14 protein-coding genes are annotated in these 22,229 nt (G+C 38.8%); 11 read left to right on the top strand and 3 right to left on the bottom strand.

Annotated elements, in window-relative coordinates:
- Window positions 1–554: 554 nt before the first annotated feature.
- From LS684_RS09355 to LS684_RS09380, 6 genes are all read left to right on the top strand, one after another.
- Window positions 555–1,580: a Wadjet anti-phage system protein JetD domain-containing protein gene (locus tag LS684_RS09355; protein WP_233811322.1), complete on the top strand. Its 1,026-nt coding sequence runs from the start codon at window positions 555–557 to the stop codon at window positions 1,578–1,580.
- Complete coding sequence (locus LS684_RS09360; RefSeq protein WP_233811323.1) at window positions 1,562–3,067, top strand: replicative DNA helicase; 1,506 nt, start codon at window positions 1,562–1,564, stop codon at window positions 3,065–3,067. Before LS684_RS09355 ends, LS684_RS09360 begins: the two co-directional genes overlap by 19 nt.
- The gene (locus LS684_RS09365) at window positions 3,064–3,792 is read left to right on the top strand and encodes a DUF6063 family protein (protein WP_233811324.1); all 729 of its coding nucleotides are present in this window, start codon (window positions 3,064–3,066) and stop codon (window positions 3,790–3,792) included. Before LS684_RS09360 ends, LS684_RS09365 begins: the two co-directional genes overlap by 4 nt.
- The gene (locus LS684_RS09370; RefSeq protein WP_233811325.1) at window positions 3,793–8,202 is read left to right on the top strand and encodes a coiled-coil domain-containing protein; all 4,410 of its coding nucleotides are present in this window, start codon (window positions 3,793–3,795) and stop codon (window positions 8,200–8,202) included. It abuts the gene before it with no gap.
- Between the two features lie 994 nt (window positions 8,203–9,196).
- Window positions 9,197–9,694 (top strand): GNAT family N-acetyltransferase, encoded by a 498-nt coding sequence (locus tag LS684_RS09375; protein ID WP_233811326.1) that lies wholly within the window; start codon window positions 9,197–9,199, stop codon window positions 9,692–9,694.
- 108 nt (window positions 9,695–9,802) lie between these two features.
- Entirely contained in the window at window positions 9,803–10,039 is a 237-nt protein-coding gene (locus LS684_RS09380) for a hypothetical protein (protein WP_233811327.1), read from the top strand.
- Between the two features lie 144 nt (window positions 10,040–10,183).
- Here LS684_RS09380 and LS684_RS09385 read toward each other — a convergent pair whose 3' ends face one another.
- Together LS684_RS09385 and LS684_RS09390 are read right to left on the bottom strand one after the other, a co-directional pair.
- Window positions 10,184–10,465 (bottom strand): hypothetical protein, encoded by a 282-nt coding sequence (locus LS684_RS09385; protein WP_233811328.1) that lies wholly within the window; start codon window positions 10,463–10,465, stop codon window positions 10,184–10,186.
- A gap of 523 nt (window positions 10,466–10,988) precedes the next feature.
- Entirely contained in the window at window positions 10,989–11,372 is a 384-nt protein-coding gene (locus tag LS684_RS09390; RefSeq protein WP_233811329.1) for an ABC transporter ATP-binding protein, read from the bottom strand.
- A gap of 214 nt (window positions 11,373–11,586) precedes the next feature.
- Between LS684_RS09390 and LS684_RS09395 the strand changes: the two genes are divergently transcribed.
- Window positions 11,587–13,500: a 3'-5' exonuclease gene (locus tag LS684_RS09395; RefSeq protein ID WP_233811330.1), complete on the top strand. Its 1,914-nt coding sequence runs from the start codon at window positions 11,587–11,589 to the stop codon at window positions 13,498–13,500.
- Between the two features lie 109 nt (window positions 13,501–13,609).
- Window positions 13,610–14,743, top strand: a complete 1,134-nt coding sequence (locus LS684_RS09400) for a PDDEXK family nuclease (RefSeq protein WP_233811331.1) — start codon at window positions 13,610–13,612, stop codon at window positions 14,741–14,743.
- Window positions 14,744–14,796: 53 nt separating this feature from the next.
- Here LS684_RS09400 and LS684_RS09405 read toward each other — a convergent pair whose 3' ends face one another.
- A complete protein-coding gene (locus LS684_RS09405) occupies window positions 14,797–16,176 on the bottom strand; it encodes a Sau3AI family type II restriction endonuclease (RefSeq protein ID WP_233811332.1) in 1,380 nt (459 codons plus the stop codon).
- 224 nt (window positions 16,177–16,400) lie between these two features.
- Between LS684_RS09405 and dcm the strand changes: the two genes are divergently transcribed.
- The 3 genes from dcm (at window position 16,401) to LS684_RS09420 (ending at window position 22,058) form a co-directional block, all read left to right on the top strand.
- Window positions 16,401–17,651, top strand: coding sequence for a DNA (cytosine-5-)-methyltransferase (gene dcm / locus LS684_RS09410; protein ID WP_233811333.1), 1,251 nt, complete (start codon window positions 16,401–16,403; stop codon window positions 17,649–17,651).
- A gap of 143 nt (window positions 17,652–17,794) precedes the next feature.
- On the top strand, window positions 17,795–19,630 hold the full coding sequence (locus LS684_RS09415; RefSeq protein WP_233811334.1) for an HI_0552 family protein: 1,836 nt from the start codon (window positions 17,795–17,797) through the stop codon (window positions 19,628–19,630).
- Window positions 19,602–22,058, top strand: coding sequence for a restriction endonuclease-like protein (locus LS684_RS09420; protein WP_233811593.1), 2,457 nt, complete (start codon window positions 19,602–19,604; stop codon window positions 22,056–22,058). The genes LS684_RS09415 and LS684_RS09420 overlap by 29 nt, the downstream gene beginning before the upstream one ends.
- The last annotated feature ends 171 nt before the right edge of the window (window positions 22,059–22,229 follow it).

A 22,229-nucleotide genomic window follows, 5' to 3' on the forward strand; every position in this document is an offset into this window, starting at 1 on the left:
CAAGTAATTGGAGGAAAGGGTTTGGCAGAGGTTTCATCTTGGTGGGTCAAACAAGAGAGTACTTGAGAGGAGAAACGAAATGAGAAATCCATACGACTTTGGAGATATCTATCCCTGTAAAGGACTCTGCTGTATCTGTAGACAGGTATGAGAGAGTTCTAAGGAATTAGTCTTATCATTTTGAAGAATGATGCAGCAGTTATGATTTGTGAAAAAACTCAATCATCAACCGATGTACGTTCCAAAAAATTCGTTTGGGGTCGGGGAATGCTAAGATTTTATTCTAGAAGATTTGACTAAAGTCTATCAGGTTCTAAAGGGACAAAACGTGAAAGTAAACGAAATGGGAGGAGAAGGCAGCAACGGATTCATCACCTTTCTTGATCGGGATGGAAATCCGCTTGGGGTTTGTCAGGAAAGGAATGGGACAAGGAACCCGGCCCCATGTCCCTTCCCCATGTCCCTTCAATTTGTCATTTTTTCCATTCCCATGTTGACCGTTCTTCCTATACAATGAAGGTAGTATTTTTCCAATAATCTAGGAGTGTCTGTATATGAGGGAGCTTTTACATAAATATTTACGTGAGTATAAGAAGAGTTCTATTGCGTTGCCTGAGCTTGAAGGGCTTGTTGCGGGCAGGGTGGATTCGTATGAGGCTTTTGCTGAGCTGATTGTTGAGCTTGAGCAGGAGCAGGTATTGACGATGGTGAAGTCGAAGGGAAGAACGGGGCGAACGCCTTCTTTAGCTTATCAGTACCGAATTGATAAGAAGAGCTTGATGGCTGATTTTCATCGGGAGTTACAGCAGTATCGTTTGCAGCTTCATCCAGACATTCGGATTGATTCGTATTTTCGCCAAGATCCTTCTGTGTGGAAAGGGGATTTGCCCTATTTGCGAAAAATTGATGCCTATCTTCGTCGGTCTTCTCTGCCTACAGAGAAAGTGTCGGCAGCTGAACGGAGCTTTGAGGTCGTTGGGGATGAAAAGTGGATTGAGAATGGAAAGGGGAAGGAAGTATTGGACCGGGCAGGCTTGTTTGAAGCCCTTCAGATTATGCCGATTTCAGATCCATTGATGCTTGCTATTAACCCAAAGCAGATCGACCGCACACATCAATGTCACTTAATTGTTGAAAATAAGGCAACTTATCAAGGTTTGCTGCCAGCGTTGATTGACTCTCCTTTTTCCACGCTGATCTATGGGCAAGGGAATAAGATTGTTAAAAGCATGGAGCAGTTTGAGGCCCAATATCCTGTCAGCGCTCAGCATCGCTTCTTTTATTTCGGTGATTTGGATAAGTCTGGCATTACGATATGGAACTCCTTAAACGAAAGAAGACGAGTAATGCCAGCTTTGCCTTTTTACCGAGCGTGTCTTTCGTATGCTCCTGCAAAAGGGAAGGAATACCAAAAAGCAAATACCGAAGCACTGGAGCATTTTCTAAAGTATTTTACTGAAGAGGAAAAAAAGGCGATTACAAGGTTGTTTCTGCAAGGAGAGTATTATCCTCAGGAAGTTTTAAAAGCGAAAGAGTTACAATCAGTTTGGAGGAACGAGGATTGGAACAATTGGATCTAACAGAGCTGACAAGTGGATACCGGGAGAGAATGAGGCGACTTGCCTTATTCGAGCCCATCCTCGAGCTTGATCGGAAGCGTGAGGTGGACCAAAACGGAACCGCAATTGATATGAAAGGACTTGGCCTATTAACGTTGCTGTTTTTCTTTGAGCAAAAGCTGATGCGAAATGATCGAACAGGAGTGAAACAGCTCATTTCCTTTTTAAAAAAGATGACAAGCACCGAATATATAATAGAAGAAACGGAGTACGAAAAGCTCGCTCGAACGATTATTCAAACGTATCGACCAACAACGGGAAGGAAACGGAGCTATAGCTATTATGATTGGGAGTTTAAGAGAGAGGATCATATCGAATATTCCATCTTGAAGGCTAATAATTTTGATGTGAAATCAAATACCCAGTTTTATACATTGGATGAAGATGGCTTGGAGCTTTTGTTCGCTACGAAGGAGTTTTATAGTGAATTTCAGCTATCAATCAACCAATTGATGCTCCGTAAGCAAATTGAAAAAGGAAGATTTCAAGGGGCATTGAGGCAAATCAATGAAATGCGCATTGATGTGGAGAGTTTAGAAGACCGATTGGACAAGCTCAAGCATGAGATTCAGCGAAGTATTGTCTCTGAGGAAACATTTGAACGGTATAAAGAGCTGCTGGAGGATATATATGGACGACTAGGCCGAGAAGACGAGGAGTTTAAAGAGCTTCGTTCCTTTGTAAAAGAAGTGCGGGAAAGGCTGTTTTCCAAGGATCTGCACCAAAAAGAGAAAAAGTCATATGAATTGATCGTGAAAATTAATAATGAGCTAGAAATGGTTCATTATGAACATTCCAGGTTATTAGATCGAACGTCCGCCCTTCGCAATACGACACTCGTAACAGCTCAAGAATCTCTCTATTATGCGGGGATTCAGTCCTTTAATTTTGATCAAGATATTGTCTCTACGATTCTATCCTCTCCTTTGCCTGTTGATGCGATGAAGGGTGTGTTACATCCCTTTCTAACGGTTGAAGAAACTCCCCTATGGTCGCCATTAACTGTATTGTCCGAACAAAATATAACAGAGGAACGAGAAGTGAAAGAAGAGGCAGGCTTTGAAGAGATGGATTCAAGTGATGACGATCATCCTTATCGGAAATGGCTAATCCAGAAATACAAAGAGCTAATGGAGTTATTTTTAGCTGCATATGAGGAAAAGAAAGGGAATCGGTTATCAGATTTCATCGAGTATCTCAGGATAAACAGCCAGAACTCAATCGTAGATCAGCGTTATTTCTATGACTTTTGGCTGATTTTGCATCAGCGATCCCCTGTCTCAGCTGGAGAATTGGAGGAAGAAGAAGGCAAGACAATGCTTGGGGAAGCAATTCAGCTTTTAGAGGACAGGCAGCTAGTCATCACAGAAGGAACGGGAATCGTAAGCCCATCTCCCCGATACTCGATTCAGAATATGGATATGGTCCTGGAGGAAAATAAACGATGAATTATCAAGAAGACAAAGTAATTAAGGCATTTCAACTATATACAGCTCTTGCACGTGATGGGGTCGCTCAATTAGAGGCAGTTCAGCTTTACAAAGCGGATGATGATGTACGGAATCTCTTAGAGGTGTTTGCGAAAGAAGTGGATTGCGTCATTATTAAGACAAGTGAACAGCTCATTCTCGTTCCGAAAACAAAGCTTTCTCCTTTTCATGTAAGCAATGATTGGATAAAGCGTCATTATTTAAAAGCAGGATCGACGAATGGGGATATTTATTTGCTTTATTTTTCAACAATGATTTTATTTGGTTGCTTCTACGATAGCTATCAAAGTCATGAACCGACTCGGCAGTTTTTGCGACTAGAAGAATGGGTGCATTCCATCCAGGAACGGATTTCTTTTTTACAGTCCCATGAGGAAGCGGAGCTAAGGAAATCGGAAAAGGAATTTTCGTATAATTGGAGACTGATTATCGAGAAGTGGGAAGATATGGATGATATTAAAGAAACGGCGAAAAAGCAAAGCGGGAATACCATCAGCCGCCTCAGCTTTATTGATACGGCCAAACGATTCCTCCTCGATCAAGACGTTATTAAAGAAATTGGCAATGATGAAATCGCCTTAACGGAAAAAGCAAAAACGATTGTCCAGCGCTTTTTTATGGAAGTGGAATGGAACAAAGGGATCTTTGAATTTCTCTATCACTTTGAAGGGAGTGACAGGTAAGTGCCGTCTATTAGTAAAATACGATTGACGAACATTGTGTATGAAGAAGGAAATAAACGATACAATGATGAGCTCTTTTTATTTGATGGCAACAATGGCGCGATTTTGCTTGAAAACGGGGGAGGAAAGACCGTTTTTATCCAAACAGCCCTGCAAGCGATCCTGCCTCATACCACATTAGCTGAACGGAAAATCAAGGATACGTTGCTATTGGATCAAGCCCCTGCCCATATTGCAATTGAATGGATTCTGAATGATAACCCGAGAAGATATGTGACCACATCTGTTTCTCTCTTTTTAACGAAGAATGGCCTCGATTCACTTCGTTATGTGTACGAATACACAGGAAATGACTCGTATCAATTGGAGGAAATTCCGTTTGTGAAGGATTCCGGAAGGAAGAAGCGGCCTGCGGATAAAGGGGAGATTCAAGATTATTATGCAGCCATGCGAGATCGCTCGATTCATGCACGCACATTTGACACGATCAAGGAATACAGAGCCTTTATCGAAGAGCAATATCACATCATCGCAAGTGAATGGGAGAGCATCGTCAAAATTAATAGCTCTGAAGGTGGGGTCGAATCGTTTTTCGATGATTGTAAAACGACGAGCTCCCTTTTTGATAAGCTATTAATTCCAACAGTCGAATCATCGATTATGGGGCATAATCCAAATTTATTTGCTGATATTTTTGAAAAGCAGCGCGATGGCTTTTTCCTATATAAAAAGTTAAAAGAGAGCATTGAAGAGAACAAGCGAATTCAACTGGAATTAGATGCATATGTGAAAACGTATGAACAGCTGCATCTTGTAGAAAAACAGTATGTGAAGGCAAAGGAAAGAGCCAAGGGCACTGGGCGGATGATTGCTGAGCAAAAAAGAGTCATCAAGGTAGAGGAAGAGGAGGTACGGAAGCAAAAAGAGGCACTCAATCAAAGGAAAAGGACGTATCAAGTAAAGAAAGCGTCCTTCGAGATGGCAAAGGAAGAAGAAACCTATCGCCAATTGCATAGCGACTATCGTGAACAGCTCTCGAGCCTAGAAGAGCATCAGCAGGAATTCGCTACTTTTCAAAAAAGCTATTATTCCTTACGACTAGCGAAGCTGAAACAGGAGCAGAAAGAACATCAGGAAATGCTTCATTTGATCGAAAAGGAGCTAGCAGATTTCGACCAGTCCGAAGAGCTGCTGGATTACGAGGACAACCTAACTGAAGCGAAACGTGAACTGCTTGGCTATTTTTTGGAAGAAATCGAAAATCTTCAAAAAGAACAGCAAGGCATCACATTTGAGCTGCAGCCGATTGTCGAGCAGTTAGTTCATTTTCAAGAGGAATTGAGTTCCATCAAGAAGCAGAAAACGGAAGCTTCAGAAGAGCTAGCAGGCATTAGGTCAACGATTGTGACGCGTGAGACAGACTTAAGACGGCTTGAGCAACAGCTGCTCGCGAATCCCGCTCAAGAGGATGTTGTAACAGAGCAAGGCAAATGGGCGGAAAGAGCTCAGCAAATAGATGAAGAGATTATTGAGCTTGGACAGGAGGAGAAGCAGTCCTTCCGATTGATTGAGGAAAATGAAACGAGAAGCGACACACTTAGGCAGGAGCTTCAAGAAGTCACTAAGAAACGAGATCATATTTTATATACACAAAAGCACTTACAGGAATCACAAGAGCATGTATTGAATCGACTTGTTGAGCTACGGCCGCAATGGGCGGCAATTGAATCGGTGTATGTGAAACTGCCGACGATTGAAGCACGTCTTCAAGAAGACATAAGCCGCGCGAAGGTGGAACGAGATGACTTGTTGAATCAAGAACGGCTAGCTTATCGATTTGTTGATGATTATCACAATCAGGATGTATTTTTTGCCGATCCGTATATCAAAGAGCACATGAAGGCATGGCAGAACCAGGTTGATTTTATCACAACGGGTGTGGAGTTTTTGCAGTCGTTGCCAGAAGAGGAACGGAAGCTAAAGGAAGGCAGTTATCTATGGCCGCTCACCTTGATTACAACCGCAAAGTCGAAAAACTGGCTTTTGGAAAAAATCGAAGCGATTCGAAAAAGCTTACATTTTCCAATTTCAATTGTAACACTTGATGAAGCTTCTTCAATAAATAGGGACTCAAATACTGCTTGGATTAGTCCGATCCATTGGCAGGGTAATCTAGATTCAGCGATTTTTGAGGAATGGAAGCATTCGATTGCGGCACGAGCAGCAGAAGTCAAGAAAATGCGAGAAGAGAAAGAAAATCAAATCAAGTTCCGAGAAGATGTGTGGAAGGTATTGCAGCAGTTTCTTGCAGACTATCCAGCCGAAGTGGAAAAACAATTACGTGAAGATGCTTACCGGGTTGCTAATGAGCTGGAAGTGGTAAAAAGAAGCTTAGATAAGGAGAAGCAATTCGTGATCGACCATCGAGAGAAAATGGCAACGATTCAATCGAAGGTTCGGAATTTATCAAGCGAAATGCAAGGGCTAAATAACAAGCTAGAAAAGGCGCAGCAATATATCCATTACCAAAAAGAACTGGCGAATCAGAAGGAAAAATTAAATTCTTTACAAACCACGATTGATAATTACTTGAAAACAATATCCCAGCTGGAGAGGCAAATTGATCGTTTTCAAGAAGAAAAAGGGGAGCTCGAGGCTAGACAAACGGAATTGACTCAACGCATCAGATATATCAAAGCAGATGAAGAGTACAAGGAGCTGCAAGGGTTAACGCCCCTTTATACAAGCCAAGGGAAGAAGGTACTCATTAACCGGATCCGCGAATGGGAGTATAAAATCCGCGAGATCTCAACAACAAGAGGGGAATGGGAAGCAAAACGCCAATCGGAAAAAGACCTGCTCGAACGAATTGGGCAGGATCAGGTGCAGCTTTACCAAGAATATGAAAACATTGACGAACAGCTCGTCTTTCCGGCAGATGGAGAGAACATGCTTCAATTAACCTGGAAAAAAATGAAGGAGCTAGACACGGTTGTCAGTAATCTCCAGCAAGTCGTTGCCCGTATGAAATCAACTGTGGACAAGCAGCAAGGCGTCCTAGACAACATGCATGGGAAATTTCGGGAAATGTATCCGGATGACGAACCGATCTCCTTTAGCGAGCCCCTCTCACAAATTGAAGACATGCTTCGGTCGGAGGAGCAGAGCTTACAGGAGCGGGAACGATATCTGGGGCAAGAGCTCAACCGGGTTCAACATGAACTTTATTCGATTGAGGAAGCGGAACGAGAGCTCGAACGATTTGTTGAAGGGCATCATTTCAATGCACCGGATGTGCAGGCAGAGGATATTAGTGTCGATGACGAGCGTGAGTTCACTTACAGTCGTAAGTCTTTTGTTCAAAACGTAACGAATGCACTGAAAAATCGTTTGGATTATGTGTTAGGTGAATCTCAAAAAGTCGAGCGTGCCAAACGACGATTCAGGGAATTTTGTGATGAGCATATTTCTGATGTAAAGATGAAAAAGATGGCGATAAGTGGCATCGATTATAAGCAAACGTATGAGGATATCGTTGGCTTTAAGCAAAATATGATGACAACCGTTGAACGAGCTACTCAATATGCAAACGAGCATATTTATCAACAGGAAAATGAACTTCAAACGTACATTCATCAAATCCATCAGCATTTGCGGAATGTCGTCGAAGAGCTAAAGCAAATCCCAAAGAAAACGAGAGTGAAGGTTGAGGACGATTGGAAGCAAATCTTCTCGATTACGATTCCTGAATGGCAGGATGAAGAGGGGAAAACGAGAATTCGAGACCATATTGAATGGATTTTAAGCCAGCTAGAGTCCAGCCGCTTTTTAAATGAAAAAGGCGAGGAAGATGCTGGGAAAGTGCGTAAGGAAGTAGAGATGTGGCTGCAGTCAAAGCAGCTTATGCAAATTGTGATGAGCAATGAAGTGATGAAGGTCAGCTGCAGGAAAGTCACAAATGACAATAAAGTGACAACTCGCTCCTACACATGGGAACAAAGCAATGTCTGGTCCGGCGGCGAAAAATGGAGCAAAAATATGACGCTATTCCTTGGAATTCTCAATTATGTCGCTGAAAAGAAGCAACACATTCAAACAGATATGAAGCGTCACCGGGCGGTTATTCTCGATAACCCATTCGGAAAGGCATCAAGTGAGCATATTTTAAGCCCCGTTTTCTTTATTGCTGAACAACTAGGCTTCCAAATGATTGCCTTGACAGCCCATGCGGAAGGGAAGTTTCTACAAGACTACTTCCCCATCATCTACAGCTGCCGCCTACGGCCATCAAAGGAATCAAACAAAAAAATCATTTCGAAAGAAAAATGGTTATACCGCGCCTATTTCCAAGACCACGAACCAAAATCAATGGAACGATTAGGAGAAAACGAGCAAATGAGCTTATTTTAAATAGGTGCCAGACCACTAGCAAGGAGGCGAATTGCCTTGCTAGGGGGTCTGGTGCTTTTTTGTTGTATGAGGGATTGTGTTTGGACAGGAAGTGCTGTGATTGTTGATTTCATTCCGAACTGGAGTGTGCTTCGGACAGGAAGCGCCCAAATTCTATGAAACGTTTCCGAAGAGGGGGGAACTTAGGACAGCAAGTGGACAAATTCTATGAGTCGTGTCCGAAGAGGGGGGAACCTCGGACAGGGAGTGCACAAATTCTATGATTCTTGTCCGAAAAGGGTGCAACTTCGGACAGGGAGTGAGCAAATTCTATGATTCTTGTCCGAAAAGGCCGTAACTTCGGACAGGGAGTGAGCTAAATCTATGATTCTTGTCCGAAAAGGGTGCAACTTCGGACAGAAATGGCTCAAATTCTAGGATTTGTGTCCAAAGAGGGTGTAACTTCGGACAGGGAGTGAGCAAATTCTATGATTCTTGTCCGAAGAGGGGGTAACTTCGGACAGGGAGTGAGCTAAATCTATGATTCTTGTCCGAAAAGGCCGTAACTTCGGACAGGGAGTGAGCAAAATCTATGATTCTTGTCCGAAAAGGGTGCAACTTCGGACAGGGAGTGAGCAAATTCTATGATTCTTGTCCGAAGAGGGTGCAACTTCGGACAGAAATGGCTCAAATTCTAGGATTCGTGTCCAAAGAGGGTGCAACTTCGGACAGGGAGTGAGCTAAATCTATGATTCTTGTCCGAAAAGGGTGTAACTTCGGACAGCAAGTGAACAAATTCTATGATTCGTGTCCGAAGAGAAGGTGGCTCTGGTTTGAGACTTTTCTTTTTCTATGATCCCTAATTGATATGGTGAGGAATATTGAAAAAGGATCTTATTAATAATCTTACTCAAAGGCTATTATACTATAATAGATATTATTATGAAGAAGTCTTTCACTGGCTTAATTATTCACCAGCCAGCTTAAGAGAGGTTTGAAAGAGGGGGAAATGGGTTTGTTGATACGAGAGATCAGGATTGATGATGCTGAGAACTTTAGGCACCTTATTAAGGAAGTGGAGAAGAGCTCCGATTTTATGCTTATGGAAGCAGGAGAAAGAAACACCACTTCAGATCAACAGCAACTACAAGTTGAACGGATAATGCAACAAAACAATTCAACGATTTTTGTGGCTGAAATAGAGGAAGAATTAGTTGGATATTTAATCGCGATTGGCGGAAGTGCTAAGAGAACCAAGCATTCAGCTTATCTTGTGATTGGTATTCTACCAGCATATAGAGGAAACAGGATAGGTACACAATTATTTGCCCATGTGACAAAATGGGCTCAAATGCACGATGTTACCAGACTAGAGCTGACCGTCGTAACCGAAAACCAAGCGGGTGTTGCCCTTTATAAGAAAAGTGGATTTGAGATTGAAGGAACGAAGAGAAATTCACTTGTTATAAATGGAAGAACATTTGATGAGTATTATATGGGAAAATTATTGTGATTTGTTGGTGGGTTTGAGGAATTCAGTGTATAAATAGATGATTGGATGTCTTTTCGCACGCATGAACTCCCTTATGTAGTCAATTTTTAAGAAAAAGGAGGAAGCCGCTTGGAATTTAAAGATTACCTACAGCAGAAACATGTATTAAAAACAGGGGAAAAGAAATTAAAGGATATATCGGTGATGCAATATATCAATAGAATGGAAAATATGCGTGAAGAGGGGATTTATAAGGAGGAAAATCAAATTGATTCGATTCTAGAGCAGAAGCTCCAGAAACGGTATAAGGATTGGACAACTTATCGGAAGACGATCGAACATTACCTTTCATCAAAGAACTATTGAAAATCAGGGGGGGCATGTACCTTGTCCCCTTGAGAGGCGTGAATACATAAAAAGCATTAGCGTGAGAGGGGAATTGCTCCTTTCCTGATAAATATTAACATAAGAAAAGAAAAGCGATTATGGAACCTACAATTTCTATAACTCCTATCTCTTCACATCCTTAAAGGATTCAATAAATCTCGCTGGGTTCTTTTTGACTTGAAAGGAATATACGCCACGATTGGAGTGGATGTAAAAGAAGCCGATTTGTTGGGAAAGTGAGCGATAGGAAAGGTCGAATACGTCCTGTAAATAGAAGGTATCATTGGAGGATTCCAATCGGTCTTGGTATAAAATGAGCTCATGCTCTTGGTCGATGTAATACTGTTGGTTCCCGGAAATTCCACGTTCTACTTCAATATAGACTTGTTTGGCAATGGGTTTCATCTGAATCCTCCTTTCTATAAGCTTAACATAGGAAGCACGATAATATACAGAATGGGAAGATTATTGACTGGCTTCTTTTGGCAAACATAAGATTCAAGCCATAATGGATTCAGAAAAAGATGGTTTGAATGAGCCTGTATTCCTGTTAAATAAAGTAATTGTGTGTAGGAAGAAGTATGTATAATGATAAAGCTATTGCACGATATTACTTTAGGAATTGCATTTTCGTTGCTGCTTGTGGCTTTTTTTAGAAGTGGTGTATTGGGGTCAATTTAGGAGTAGGGGTATAGGAGAATGAATATAAATTATGAATTACCCTATTCTATTTAATGGCTTCAAAACGGAGAGAGGACAGCACTCACCCAATAAACATAGCTATTTTGCTGTTCTTATCCATCGCTATTTGTGTAATATGGTTCATTTGGACGTAGACTAAACAGGCAGTGATAATGGTAAAGTTGCTTATCACTGCCTGTTTGTATTTTAATAGAGAACTCGTTTAACCGTTTAGAATGGGGTCCTTTTAAGCTGTGCCTTTCCGTTTGACAATTCCTTTTTTCTGTAGGTTTACGATGGCCCCTTTATTGTTGTATTTTTGATAAGCCACTAATCGATTTAGGTCTTTGACGGTTAGAGCGGACGGCTCGACAGCGAGCTCATATTCATGTTTCATTTTCTCAAGCAGGCTTAATGCAAAGTTTATTTGTTTTTCAGATAATGAATAATCGTCTTCACTTTGTGGGCTGCCTTTTTGTTGGTTCATGAGTACCTCTTGCTTTTCCTCTAAATGCTTCAGCCTCTTTAGAAGCTCTTCCTTTTCTTGGTCGTGAAACCCTGGTGGTTTCTCAGATACTTGAACTGGTGCGGGCTCTGACTTGCCAAGCATCCCAAGTAGCTTTTTGATCAACGAAACACACTTCCTTTTCTAGTAACTTACTTCCTATACTCTATTAATAAATTATCTAGTGGGAAAAAACAATAGATATGGCATATATTGTATACAAATAGTGAAAATTGATATACGAAAAGCCCTATAATCGGTTAAAAAACATCCGACGATTTAACTAGAGGAAAAATTTGTAGTATAATAGGGAAAAATAGTAAAAGGTGGAGCGGTTTTCATGGCAATTACAATCCCAGAAGCGATTCGGTCTTCTGCCACAACAGGAGAGAGACTTCTGTTTCGAACGTTAAAAACGTATCTACCAGATGATTATATCGTATATTATGAGCCGGAAATACTAGGGAAACGGCCTGATTTTGTGATTATTGGACCGGACTTAGGTTTGGTTATATTGGAAGTGAAGGATTACACGAAGAGCACGTTACTTCAAATTAACCATGATGAGTGGCATATTGTCGCGAAAAATGGTGAGCAAGCGATCGTAAAAAGTCCGATGAAGCAAGCAAGGGACAATATGTTTCATATTGTGAATGTGTTAAAGAAGGATCGTAATCTAGTAAATTTAGATGGCAAGTATAAATTTCAGCTGAAATTTCCGTATGGACATGGAGCGGTATTTACGCGATTACATACCAAGCATTTTATCGAAGAAGGGTTGTATTCGGTCATTGACCCGAATCAGTGCTTAACGAGAGATGAAATTGATCCAGACCAAGAGGGGTTCTCGGAAGAAATATTAGTAGAGAAAATCCTTAATATGTTTGTTGTGCCGTTTCGACTTCAAGAACCTTTATCCTATGAGGATATTAGCTCCATTCGTTATCATTTATTCCCAGAGGTCCGAATTAGTGCAGAGTTTAAGCCGCCTGTCCCTTATCAGGATCAGCTGCTCCTTTCTCTTCATGATATTCGAACAATGGACCTCCATCAGGAAAATCTCGCTAAGCAAATTGGAGATAAAAACCGTCTGATTCGCGGAGTGGCTGGAAGCGGGAAAACGCTGATCTTAGCCAGTCGTGCAAAGATGCTATCAAAGGAAAATCCGAACTGGAAAATCTTGATTCTTTGCTATAATATTTCACTTGCCAATGGCATACAGCAAATGGTTACACATATGTTGAATGAACCAGAGGATCTCTTCGACTATGATTTTTCAAATGAGTCGAGTCAGAAAGAGAGCGGCAAACAGAATGTCGTCGTCCGCAATTTTCATTCGTGGCTAAAAAATGACTTAAAAATTCATGAACGACAAATCCCTGATTTCATCACAAAGCTAGAAAAGAAGGAGGCCATCCTCCCAACGTATGACGCGATACTGATAGATGAAGGGCAGGATTTTGCTGCTGAGTGGCTGCGGCTTATCAGTCTAGTCATTAATGAGACTACCCAATCACTCTTGCTGGTGGAGGACCGAGCTCAAACGATTTACAAACGAAAGCGCTCGTATGTGCAGGATACGGGGATGAGCTTTCAAGGGCGGTCAAAGGTATTATCGATTAACTATCGAAATACTTCACAGATTGTTAAATTCGCATGGGACTTTTACCAAAAACATTCCTTGTTCAAAAACAAAGTAGTCAACAGAGATCTTGAAGGAGACATAATTGCCCCTCAAAGTACAAAGCGGAGAGGACCAGAACCAGGCATCATACGAGCGAAGAGCTTTCAAGAAGAAATAAGAATGGTAGCCAGACAAATCAAGAAGCTCTGCACAGAAAAAAATATCCCATTGCATGAGGTTCTCATTCTGTATCGCGTGAAACGAACACAAAAGCTTTCCATTATTGACATAATCAAACGAGCGTTAACCGAATACCAAATCCCGTTCTATTGGATCACAGAAAATGACGAAACGAAGCGGAACTACGAAAAAGAAGACAACCGCGTCAAAATCAGCACGATCGACAGCAGCAAAGGTCTAGACTACCAAGCCGTCTTCATCGTCAACGTCGACTCCATGCCCTTTCCCCTCGAAGACGATAAAGAAAGGGAAGTCTCCCTCCTTTACATCGGAATGACAAGAGCCAAAGAATACCTCTGTCTATCCTACTCGGGGGAATCGGAGTTTACGGGGTATTTGGATGGGGTGATGAAAAATCGATTAGTTGAGAGTGATAGTAAGGCAAAGTAAAGTAGCAGAAAAACTACTGAACTATGTAAAATCTGTTTGACAATCTCTTATTCCCTTGGAATATAAAAAAATTATTATAAAAATGCAACTAAGAAAGAGGAGAAGGAATTTGGCAGGATATATTTTTAATTTGAACAATGAGCTTTCCCTAAAAAAATCTATAGAAAATGGTGTATATAGTACAAATCTATCTAGCCCAATGAATAATAATTGGAAAATTCATCATGAGGGAACATTCACTGATTTTCTCAGCATGAAAGAAGGAGACAATGTTTACTTCTTTATTAATAGAAAGATTTATGGAATAGGAGAATTGGTGAATCTTGGTTTGGATTGTAAATTATTAAATTATCCTGATGCAGATGTCCCTAATGAGCCCGATTTTAATCGTATTAAGGACAAGATGCTTTTAAATGAATCTGAATCAAATATTAATAATAGATGTATTTGTACCTTCAAACCTTCACCATATTTTTTTCAATCCGGAATTGATATGGATGACGTTCTAGCTTCAAATCCAAAAAGTTTTAGAATCCTTAGAGCATTTTGGAAGGTATCGTTTATAAAAATTGATCATGAGGAAAACAAAGCATTAAAAGATATTATATTGAAGAGAAATGAGGAGTATTTAACATATCCAAATGATAACATATTTAAATACGATTGCTTAATTCATCAAAACATCTCGCGAAGATTAACAGATAGTTACAAGATGAACTCAGAAAATATATTGAAATATAGCTCCAGTAAAGAAGTAATAAGGCATGAAATGGCTATTGAAGCACATATTGCAGATGTCATCTCACATAATGATGAAAGTGTATTTGGATATTGGGATTATATCACGCACCAAGTTATTGCGTCTCCATTTAAGCCTATTGATTATATGGATAAAATGGATATTTTCGGATATAGATTCATTCCCGGTTTTGACACAATTTCACAGTACCTAGTCATAGAAATAAAAAAGGGTAGTGCTACTATTGAAGCTGTTGATCAAGTAATGAAATATGTTGATTGGATTAATCAAGAATACGCTCATGGGGAATATAATATGATACATGCGTATATTGTTGCCTATGATTTCAATGAAGATGTAATAAATTACAAAAATACAATATGTAAGAGAAACTATATTAAAGGAAGAAGACCTACCTTATCTGATACTTGGTCAAACGTAAAATTAATTAAATACCGGTATAATGCTATATTGAATAAATTAGATTTCAAGGAAATAACTTGAGATTTGTTTGTATAGAGCCCTTTAAGTATTAAGGGCTCTTATATACAGTTCTGCTAATTAATAATTTTCGCAATGTAAGTATTATTTAACCAATAGCATTGCTTTGTAATCCGTTGTCCTGTTGGGAGTAGTACCTTATCTTGACCATCAGTGGCTTTAGGTCTAATATGTGTGACTCCATTAAAATTTGATTTGGGAAAGTTATTTTTTTCTACGATTTGTTTTCCCCTTGAGACATAGTTAACTTCCAAAGAACCTTTTAATAAACGGTGAACTTCTTCCCATAGCTGTTTTATTTCGTTTTCAATTGTTTTTACTGGCATATGCCAAAGTTTAATTCCTTTAAAGTAAAGCTCTCGATTGGGATTGTCTTTTTTCGTTTCTTTGTACTCAAATATAACAAACAAAAATTTAGTCTGAATAAAACGTTCCCTTAGGTAGCTTTCTTCCCATGTTTCATTTGCCCACTGATGAAAATCAATCACTTCAAAAGACATGGATTCTTTTGGGACACCATTTGGTTCTAAACGGACTGTCTTAAATTGAATATTTGCTTTTGCAAACTCCTCAATCTGATTCAAACGAGTGCCCTTAATTCCTAATAAACCACTTATGATTTGCGGAATAAAGCTTTTCGATTTGCTATTATATGGAATATCAATAAATCCAGCAATTTTCTTGTCAGTTAAACCTATAAAAGGGCCGAACTTATCTTGTAGTAACTCATTTAACGTTCGGTTCTTTAAGTCTTCTGGTTGAACAAAGCTAATAAGTTCTTCGTTCTTAATATACTTTCGTACTAGCGCCGTCATATAGGAATGTTTTAGAGAATAAGCTCTTTGCATAGCTGGAGTTTCTGAATAAGGTTGATTGCGAACAGTATTTTTGTTGCTACCTTTTGTACAAGCACCTAAATATACAGTATCACCTTCTGATAATTCATGAGCTTTTCCACTTCTAATTTTGGTTATTATGGTTTCCCAATCAGCTTTAATGATCTCCAAATCAGACTGAGAGAACGTGAACAAGATACTCTTATGTATGGTATAATCTCTTCTGTTTAATTCTGGCATCCATTCATAAAACATCAAGAGAATTTTTTGATTCTTCTTCCAAAAGCTTGAAGTATTAAAAGATGTTTTTACTTCTTCCATGTAATTAATGATATTTAAAACTAGCCGTTCTTTAGCAGACACTGTATTGTTTTTGTTTCTTTTAAAAGGTGTCACTTTTAATTCTATCCCAAGATTCTCAAAATCTGGTCTAGCTTCAGAATTCACTTGATAGCCAAAGAAACTCTCTTCTATTATTTGGCCTAAGCTTCCTTTTGATTTACCATTACTTAATCTAGCAGATTGATCAATTTCCCCAAATGTTTTTCCTTCTGCTTTACGAGCATGAATTAGTAACTCTTCCTCTGTTTCATAAATCATTTAATTACTCCCTTTCTTCCTTTTGTTTTTACAAGAAAAGAAATTGGAACATTTGTTCTGTAAATGTTATATTATAAATAAGGGAAAATAATATTATTTAAAGTTTAATGCTATAATGTTACAATTATTTTTTTACTATAAAAGATCTATGTATTGTTGATCTTTCTACTAGTATCTATTATAATGTTTCTTAGGTATATATAGTACCGAAAGGATGTTCGAATATGTTAAAAGTTATAGAGCTATTTGCAGGAGTAGGTGGATTTCGCTTAGGACTTGAAGCAACAAGAGGATTCGAAGTTGTTTGGGGTAACCAGTGGGAACCATCAAAAAAAGCACAAGATGCTTTTAATTGTTATTCCACTCGCTTTAAGGGGAAAGGGATACACTCCAATGATGATATAGCAACTGTGAATGAAAAATCTCTTCTAGAATTAGAACCAGATTTACTTGTCGGAGGATTTCCTTGTCAAGATTACTCTGTTGCCAGGAGTCTTTCAGGGGAAAAGGGTATTCAAGGGAAGAAGGGTGTCTTATTTTGGGAAATTACCCGTTTAGTTAATGATTTAAAACCGAAATATGTTCTTCTTGAAAACGTGGATCGACTGTTAAAATCGCCTTCCAAACAGCGAGGGAAAGATTTTTCAGTCATGCTTGCAAGTTTTAGGGATTTAAATTATTCAGTAGAATGGCGTGTTATCAATGCAGCAGAATATGGCCAAGCTCAGCGCCGCCGTAGAATCTTTATTTTTGCTATTCGAAATGATACAGCTTATATAAAGGAGAGAGGTCAATTAGAAGACTACAATCTTATTCATGATTCTGGTTTTTTTGCTAGCTCTTTCCCAATCCTAGAAGAGGTTTCTAAAAAGCATAAACCAATTTCATTTCAACTACCGGAGGATATTGTAGAAATTTCAGATGAATTTTCTATGAAGTATCTAAATGCTGGGATTATGAGAGGTGGGGCTGTTTATAGTGAGGAAGTGATTCCAAGGGTAGAGGAACCGAAAATGCTTGGAGAGATTCTTCAGTCTGATGTTGATGAAAAATATTATTTAAATGAAAATGCCATAGAAAAGTTTGAGTATCTTAAGGGTCCTAAGAAAATTGAAAGAACTGCTTCCACAGGACATAAATATGTTTTTTCTGAAGGTGGTATGTCTTTTCCGGAACCTTTGGACAAGCCTGGCAGAACAATGTTAACTAGTGAAGGGACAGTGAACCGAAGCAGTCATGTCGTAGAAGATCCTGAAACAAAAAGGTTACGGATTCTTACTCCTGTTGAATGTGAACGCCTTAACGGTTTCCCAGATAATTGGACAGAAGGAATGTCTGATCGAATGAGATATTTTTGCATGGGAAATGCCTTAGTGGTTGGTCTAATTGAAAGAATGGGTCGTAGGATTTTAGATATTGAAGAGAATGAGAAGGCGTCTTATAAAGAATCTCCTGAGCAATTAAGTTTGTTTTAATATTCAATAAAAGGCTATTGAGTGTAATCACTTAATAGCCTTTATTGTGTTTTCAAATATATTCCATAAATAGTAGAAAGAATGGAAATTTAATAATAAAATATATAAGGGAAAATAATAAATATATGGAAAGGTGAATTAATTTGAATATAGAAGATTTTCAATTTGAAATATTTGATAGAACGGATTATATATATAGAGTAAAAGATAGTGGGTCTGAAAAAATAAAAAAAAATTATTCACAGGCATGGGAAAAATGGAAGAAAGTTGTGGGTTTATCATTAACACACTCAAAATCAAATGAATTAGTTGTAAATAGCACTGAAAATTGGCAGAATAGCGGAAACTTATCTTCAAGATTCTGGTCTAGAATTAAGAATAAATCTTTTTTAGATAAGCCTTCTTGTATCGCTACTATGATAAGTAAAGATAACTTGAGAGTATATTTAGAATGGCATGGATACAAGAATGAACATTTATACGAGGAAAGAAAAATACACAACAGTTGGATTAACTTTTTAGATAAATGGGTTAACAACTATAACATAAATATAGCTGATTATTGTATTTGGACAAACTTAGATAAAGATGAAGATTTTAAAACTTACATAAATTTAAAAGATTTTATGACTAAGGAAGTAGTAAAAAATAAAATCATAGAAGTGTTAATTGATGGTAAGAATTGGGTTAGAATTGGGAAAGTGTTTTCTAAAGAATTAGTCATAAAGAATAACAATGTTACTCCTGTTATTGGGGGAGTTATTAGAGAGTTAGAATGCCTGTATAATGTTGCGGTTGGATTGTCTAAACCTAAAATAGAGCACATAGATGACAAACAAGCAGAAAAAATCCCAAATATAATTAAGGAAACAGAGAGAATATATATGTTACCTATCGACCTCATCAACCACATCCACTCCTACATCCAAAACAAGGGCTTCGTCTATGAAAAGGAAGAGGTTATGAATCTCTTTTTGTCTCTGAAAACGAAGCCGTTTGTTATTCTGTCGGGTATCTCTGGCACGGGGAAGACGAAAATGGTGCAGTGGTTTGCGGAGAGTATAGGTTGTACTGAGGAGAATGGACAGTTTACGATGATTCCGATTCGGCCGGATTGGAATGATGGTTCGGATTTATTAGGGTATACAGATATTAAAGGTGATTTTAAGCCAGGGCCACTTACGAAGGTAATTGAAGAGGCCAATGAGCATCCTGACCTCCCGCATATTGTACTTTTAGATGAGATGAATTTGGCTCGGGTAGAGTATTATTTTAGTGATCTATTGAGTGTGATGGAAAGTCGTAAGTGGAAAGAAGGGAAAATCATTTCATCTAAGCTTCTATCAGAAGAGATGGCGGAAAAGGATATTTATCTACCGAGTAATATGTATATCGTTGGGACTGTCAATATGGATGAAACTACCCATCCTTTTAGTAAAAAAGTGCTTGATCGCGCCAACACGATTGAGTTTAATCGGGTTGTGCTTGGTAATCTAACGTTTTTGAATAAACTTGTAGATGTAGAGCCAATTGCTGTAGGGGATGTACAGCTTGCATCGAAATATCTTCACTTAAAAGATGTATATGGGACGAATGTTTCGATTGTTGAAAAAGTAACGAGCGAGCTAGTGAAAATCAACGAATCTCTTCAAACGATAAATGCTCATGTAGGGTACCGTGTTCGTGATGAAATTTGTTTTTATATGGCCTATAACGAAGAAGGCCAATTAATGGAATTTGATCAGGCGTTTGACCACTGTGTGTTACAAAAAATACTACCGAGAATCTCAGGTAGTGACTCCCGTGTGGAACGATTATTGAAAGAGTTATATCAATTATTCGCTAATCTAGAGTTTGATGAGGGAATCAATGCTGAGACATTAAAACATGAAGCTCGATATCCAAACAGTGCAATGAAGGTGGCGGAAATGCTTAGGAGGTTAGATGAAGTTGGCTTTACTTCCTTCTGGATCTCGTGAGGATGTAGAATTAGTCAAAATCAATACGGATGATTTCACTCTTATTATAAAAGGAAAAGCGTATCATGAGCGATATGAAGGACTCCAGCAATATCGCCAAATGGACTTTCACGATGTGATGACGTTTGCTGTAGATTATGACGGTAATTATGACGTTTCTGTTTTTGATATAGAACAACAATCCCTTATACAAGATACACAAGTTCGACCGATTTTCTTTGAAAATGGAGTATATCAAATAATCGTATCACCTAAAACCAATCTGAATCTATCTTTCTATCACGAACATCCTGGACTAAGGCAAGCTGTAAGCCGGGTTGAGCTGCCAAGTGCCTATATCCTTATGGGGAATTTGCAATTTCAGAACGAAGTCGGCTTAACGACATTTGAAATTCATTCGGAACACCAGAAACGATTACAAGTGACGTTAGAGATCTTCCCAACTAAGCTAGATTATAAGAATGATTATAAGAAGTTATTGGAAGAAGTAAACGATGAGATTTATAATCTAGCTTTTCATTTTATCCGAAAAACATACTTAGGGGCGAAAATTAAGCTAGATGGAAAACCGTCTAAGTCTGAATTTTACCGTTTGATCCGTAAGCACTTTGATCATTTTTTACAGGCATTGTCACGGATTGAACATCAGCCACATCATTTGTTAGAGAAAACATACGAAAAAGCGCGTGGAGGTCAGTTGCGAAAGCTTGATTCAACCAATAGAAGCTATCTTAGAAAAAGAGCTCAACTTTTTGTAGAGGTTGATCGAGGAATTCCTATTCAAGGCAAGCGATACATGCCAATTGAAGGACAGCGTATCAAGAAGCAGTTAACATATGATACGTTAGAAAATCGGTATGTTAAATGGATGATCGAGCGCCTTATTCATAAGCTAGATGACATGCTCGCAACACTTCTGAATTCAAAAAGTCGGTGGGATAAAGAAGTAGACCCTGACTTGATAGAAAAGATAAGTGAGATGAAAAGAAAGCTAGAAGGAAAGCTAAAATCTATTTTTTGGAAAGAAATTCAAAAGCTGGATCGTTCTGTGATGAGTCTCGTTTTACAGATGGCTCCGGGATATCGTGAGGCCTTTCAGATCTTTCTAACTGTATCTAAAGGATTGATGCTGCAAGGGAAGTTTTATCAAATGTCTGTTAAGGATGTAGCTACCCTTTATGAATATTGGACGTTTTTAAAACTCGGTCAAATTCTTGATCGAAAATATGAGCTGGTCAGTCAAGATTTGATTATAGTGAAACGGGACGGCCTGTTTGTCAATCTTCAAACGAATCAATCAGCCAAAAGGATATACCTTCACCCTGTAACGAAGGAAAAGATTGAATTAGCCTATCAGAAATACGAAGGAAACTTACCAACGATTCCTCAAAAGCCAGATACGATGTTAAGCATAGCAAAGAAAGGGCGAGACTATTCCTTTAACTATGTATTTGATGCGAAGTACCGGATTGATTATGCCATTGAGGGAAGTTATTATAAAAACCATTATAAAACAGCTGGTCCGATGGAAGAAGATATTAATACAATGCATCGTTATCGTGATTCAATTGTTGTCTCAAAGAATGGGAGTTATGAACGAAGTGCTTTTGGAGCTTATGTATTATTCCCTGGTTCTGATGAAGAGATCTATCGTGAACACCCTTTTTATAAAAGTATTGACCGTGTCAATATCGGCGGGCTTCCTTTTCTCCCAAATGCGACAAATCTTGTCGAGCAGTTTGTGGAAAGGCTTATTGAAAAGAGTCCTGAGGAACTGCAGGAAGAAGGGATTTTGCCAAGAGGAACCGTTGAGGGTTGGCAAAGTAGCTTAGATGAGAAAGTGCTAGTTGGGTTGGTAGCAACTTCTGAGGATTATCAAACATTTTCCAAAAAGGGTTACTATCAAATAGCATTATCCACTTTAAAAAGCGGCTGGCAAGAAGCGAAATACATTGCTCTTTATGCAAAAATAGGAGTGGCAACAGAACATGGTGTGCTAAAGTATGGGAAGGTGAGCGAGGTAACGTTTGCCGGTGACAATGTACAATTCAGCGTTAGCCATTGGATTAAGCTGGATGCGATTCATCCCGTTCACTATGGAATTGCCGGTTCTGTTATGACTACCCTGAATGCATTAAAAGAAGCGAAGGAATTACCCGAATTATTTATGAAGTCAACAGATGAGATGATTATTTGGAGAATGCTTCGAAGAGTGTCAGATCGGGTTAAATTGGCCTTAGACCACCCAGAGCTCGATCAAGCGAATAGGGTGATAGAATACAGGATTAAGGATGTAAAGGTTTCAATCGATAGAAATAGAAGAGAGTTACATTTTAAAAATTCTAACGTTGAAAAAATAGTGGAGCTTGATTTGTTGATCAAACAGCCTTCCTCTGTTTTTAAAGTGTTAATTGAAATGATAAGTTAAGGATTAAGCCTTCGTGGAAAAGTCATAAGGGTTTTTTAATGAATTCTTTAATGAGATACATGACAGTAGGTTTTTCCCAATTTTTTGTTAACTGCTTTCTTAAACACTCGAATAGGTTTTTTTGAAAAAATACGTATTTTAGAGGGTAAATTCTATAGTTCAGAGAATATT

Source organism: Cytobacillus spongiae (assembly GCF_021390075.1).

Excerpts from the sequence above, each read along its gene's own strand:
- LS684_RS09405 (WP_233811332.1), bottom strand. The coding sequence starts at position 16,176 with ATGATTTATGAAACAGAGGAAGAGTTACTAATTCATGCTCGTAAAGCA.
- LS684_RS09365 (WP_233811324.1), top strand. The coding sequence starts at position 3,064 with ATGAATTATCAAGAAGACAAAGTAATTAAGGCATTTCAACTATATACA.
- dcm (WP_233811333.1), top strand. The coding sequence starts at position 16,401 with ATGTTAAAAGTTATAGAGCTATTTGCAGGAGTAGGTGGATTTCGCTTA.
- LS684_RS09385 (WP_233811328.1), bottom strand. The coding sequence starts at position 10,465 with ATGAAACCCATTGCCAAACAAGTCTATATTGAAGTAGAACGTGGAATT.
- LS684_RS09355 (WP_233811322.1), top strand. The coding sequence starts at position 555 with ATGAGGGAGCTTTTACATAAATATTTACGTGAGTATAAGAAGAGTTCT.
- LS684_RS09395 (WP_233811330.1), top strand. The coding sequence starts at position 11,587 with ATGGCAATTACAATCCCAGAAGCGATTCGGTCTTCTGCCACAACAGGA.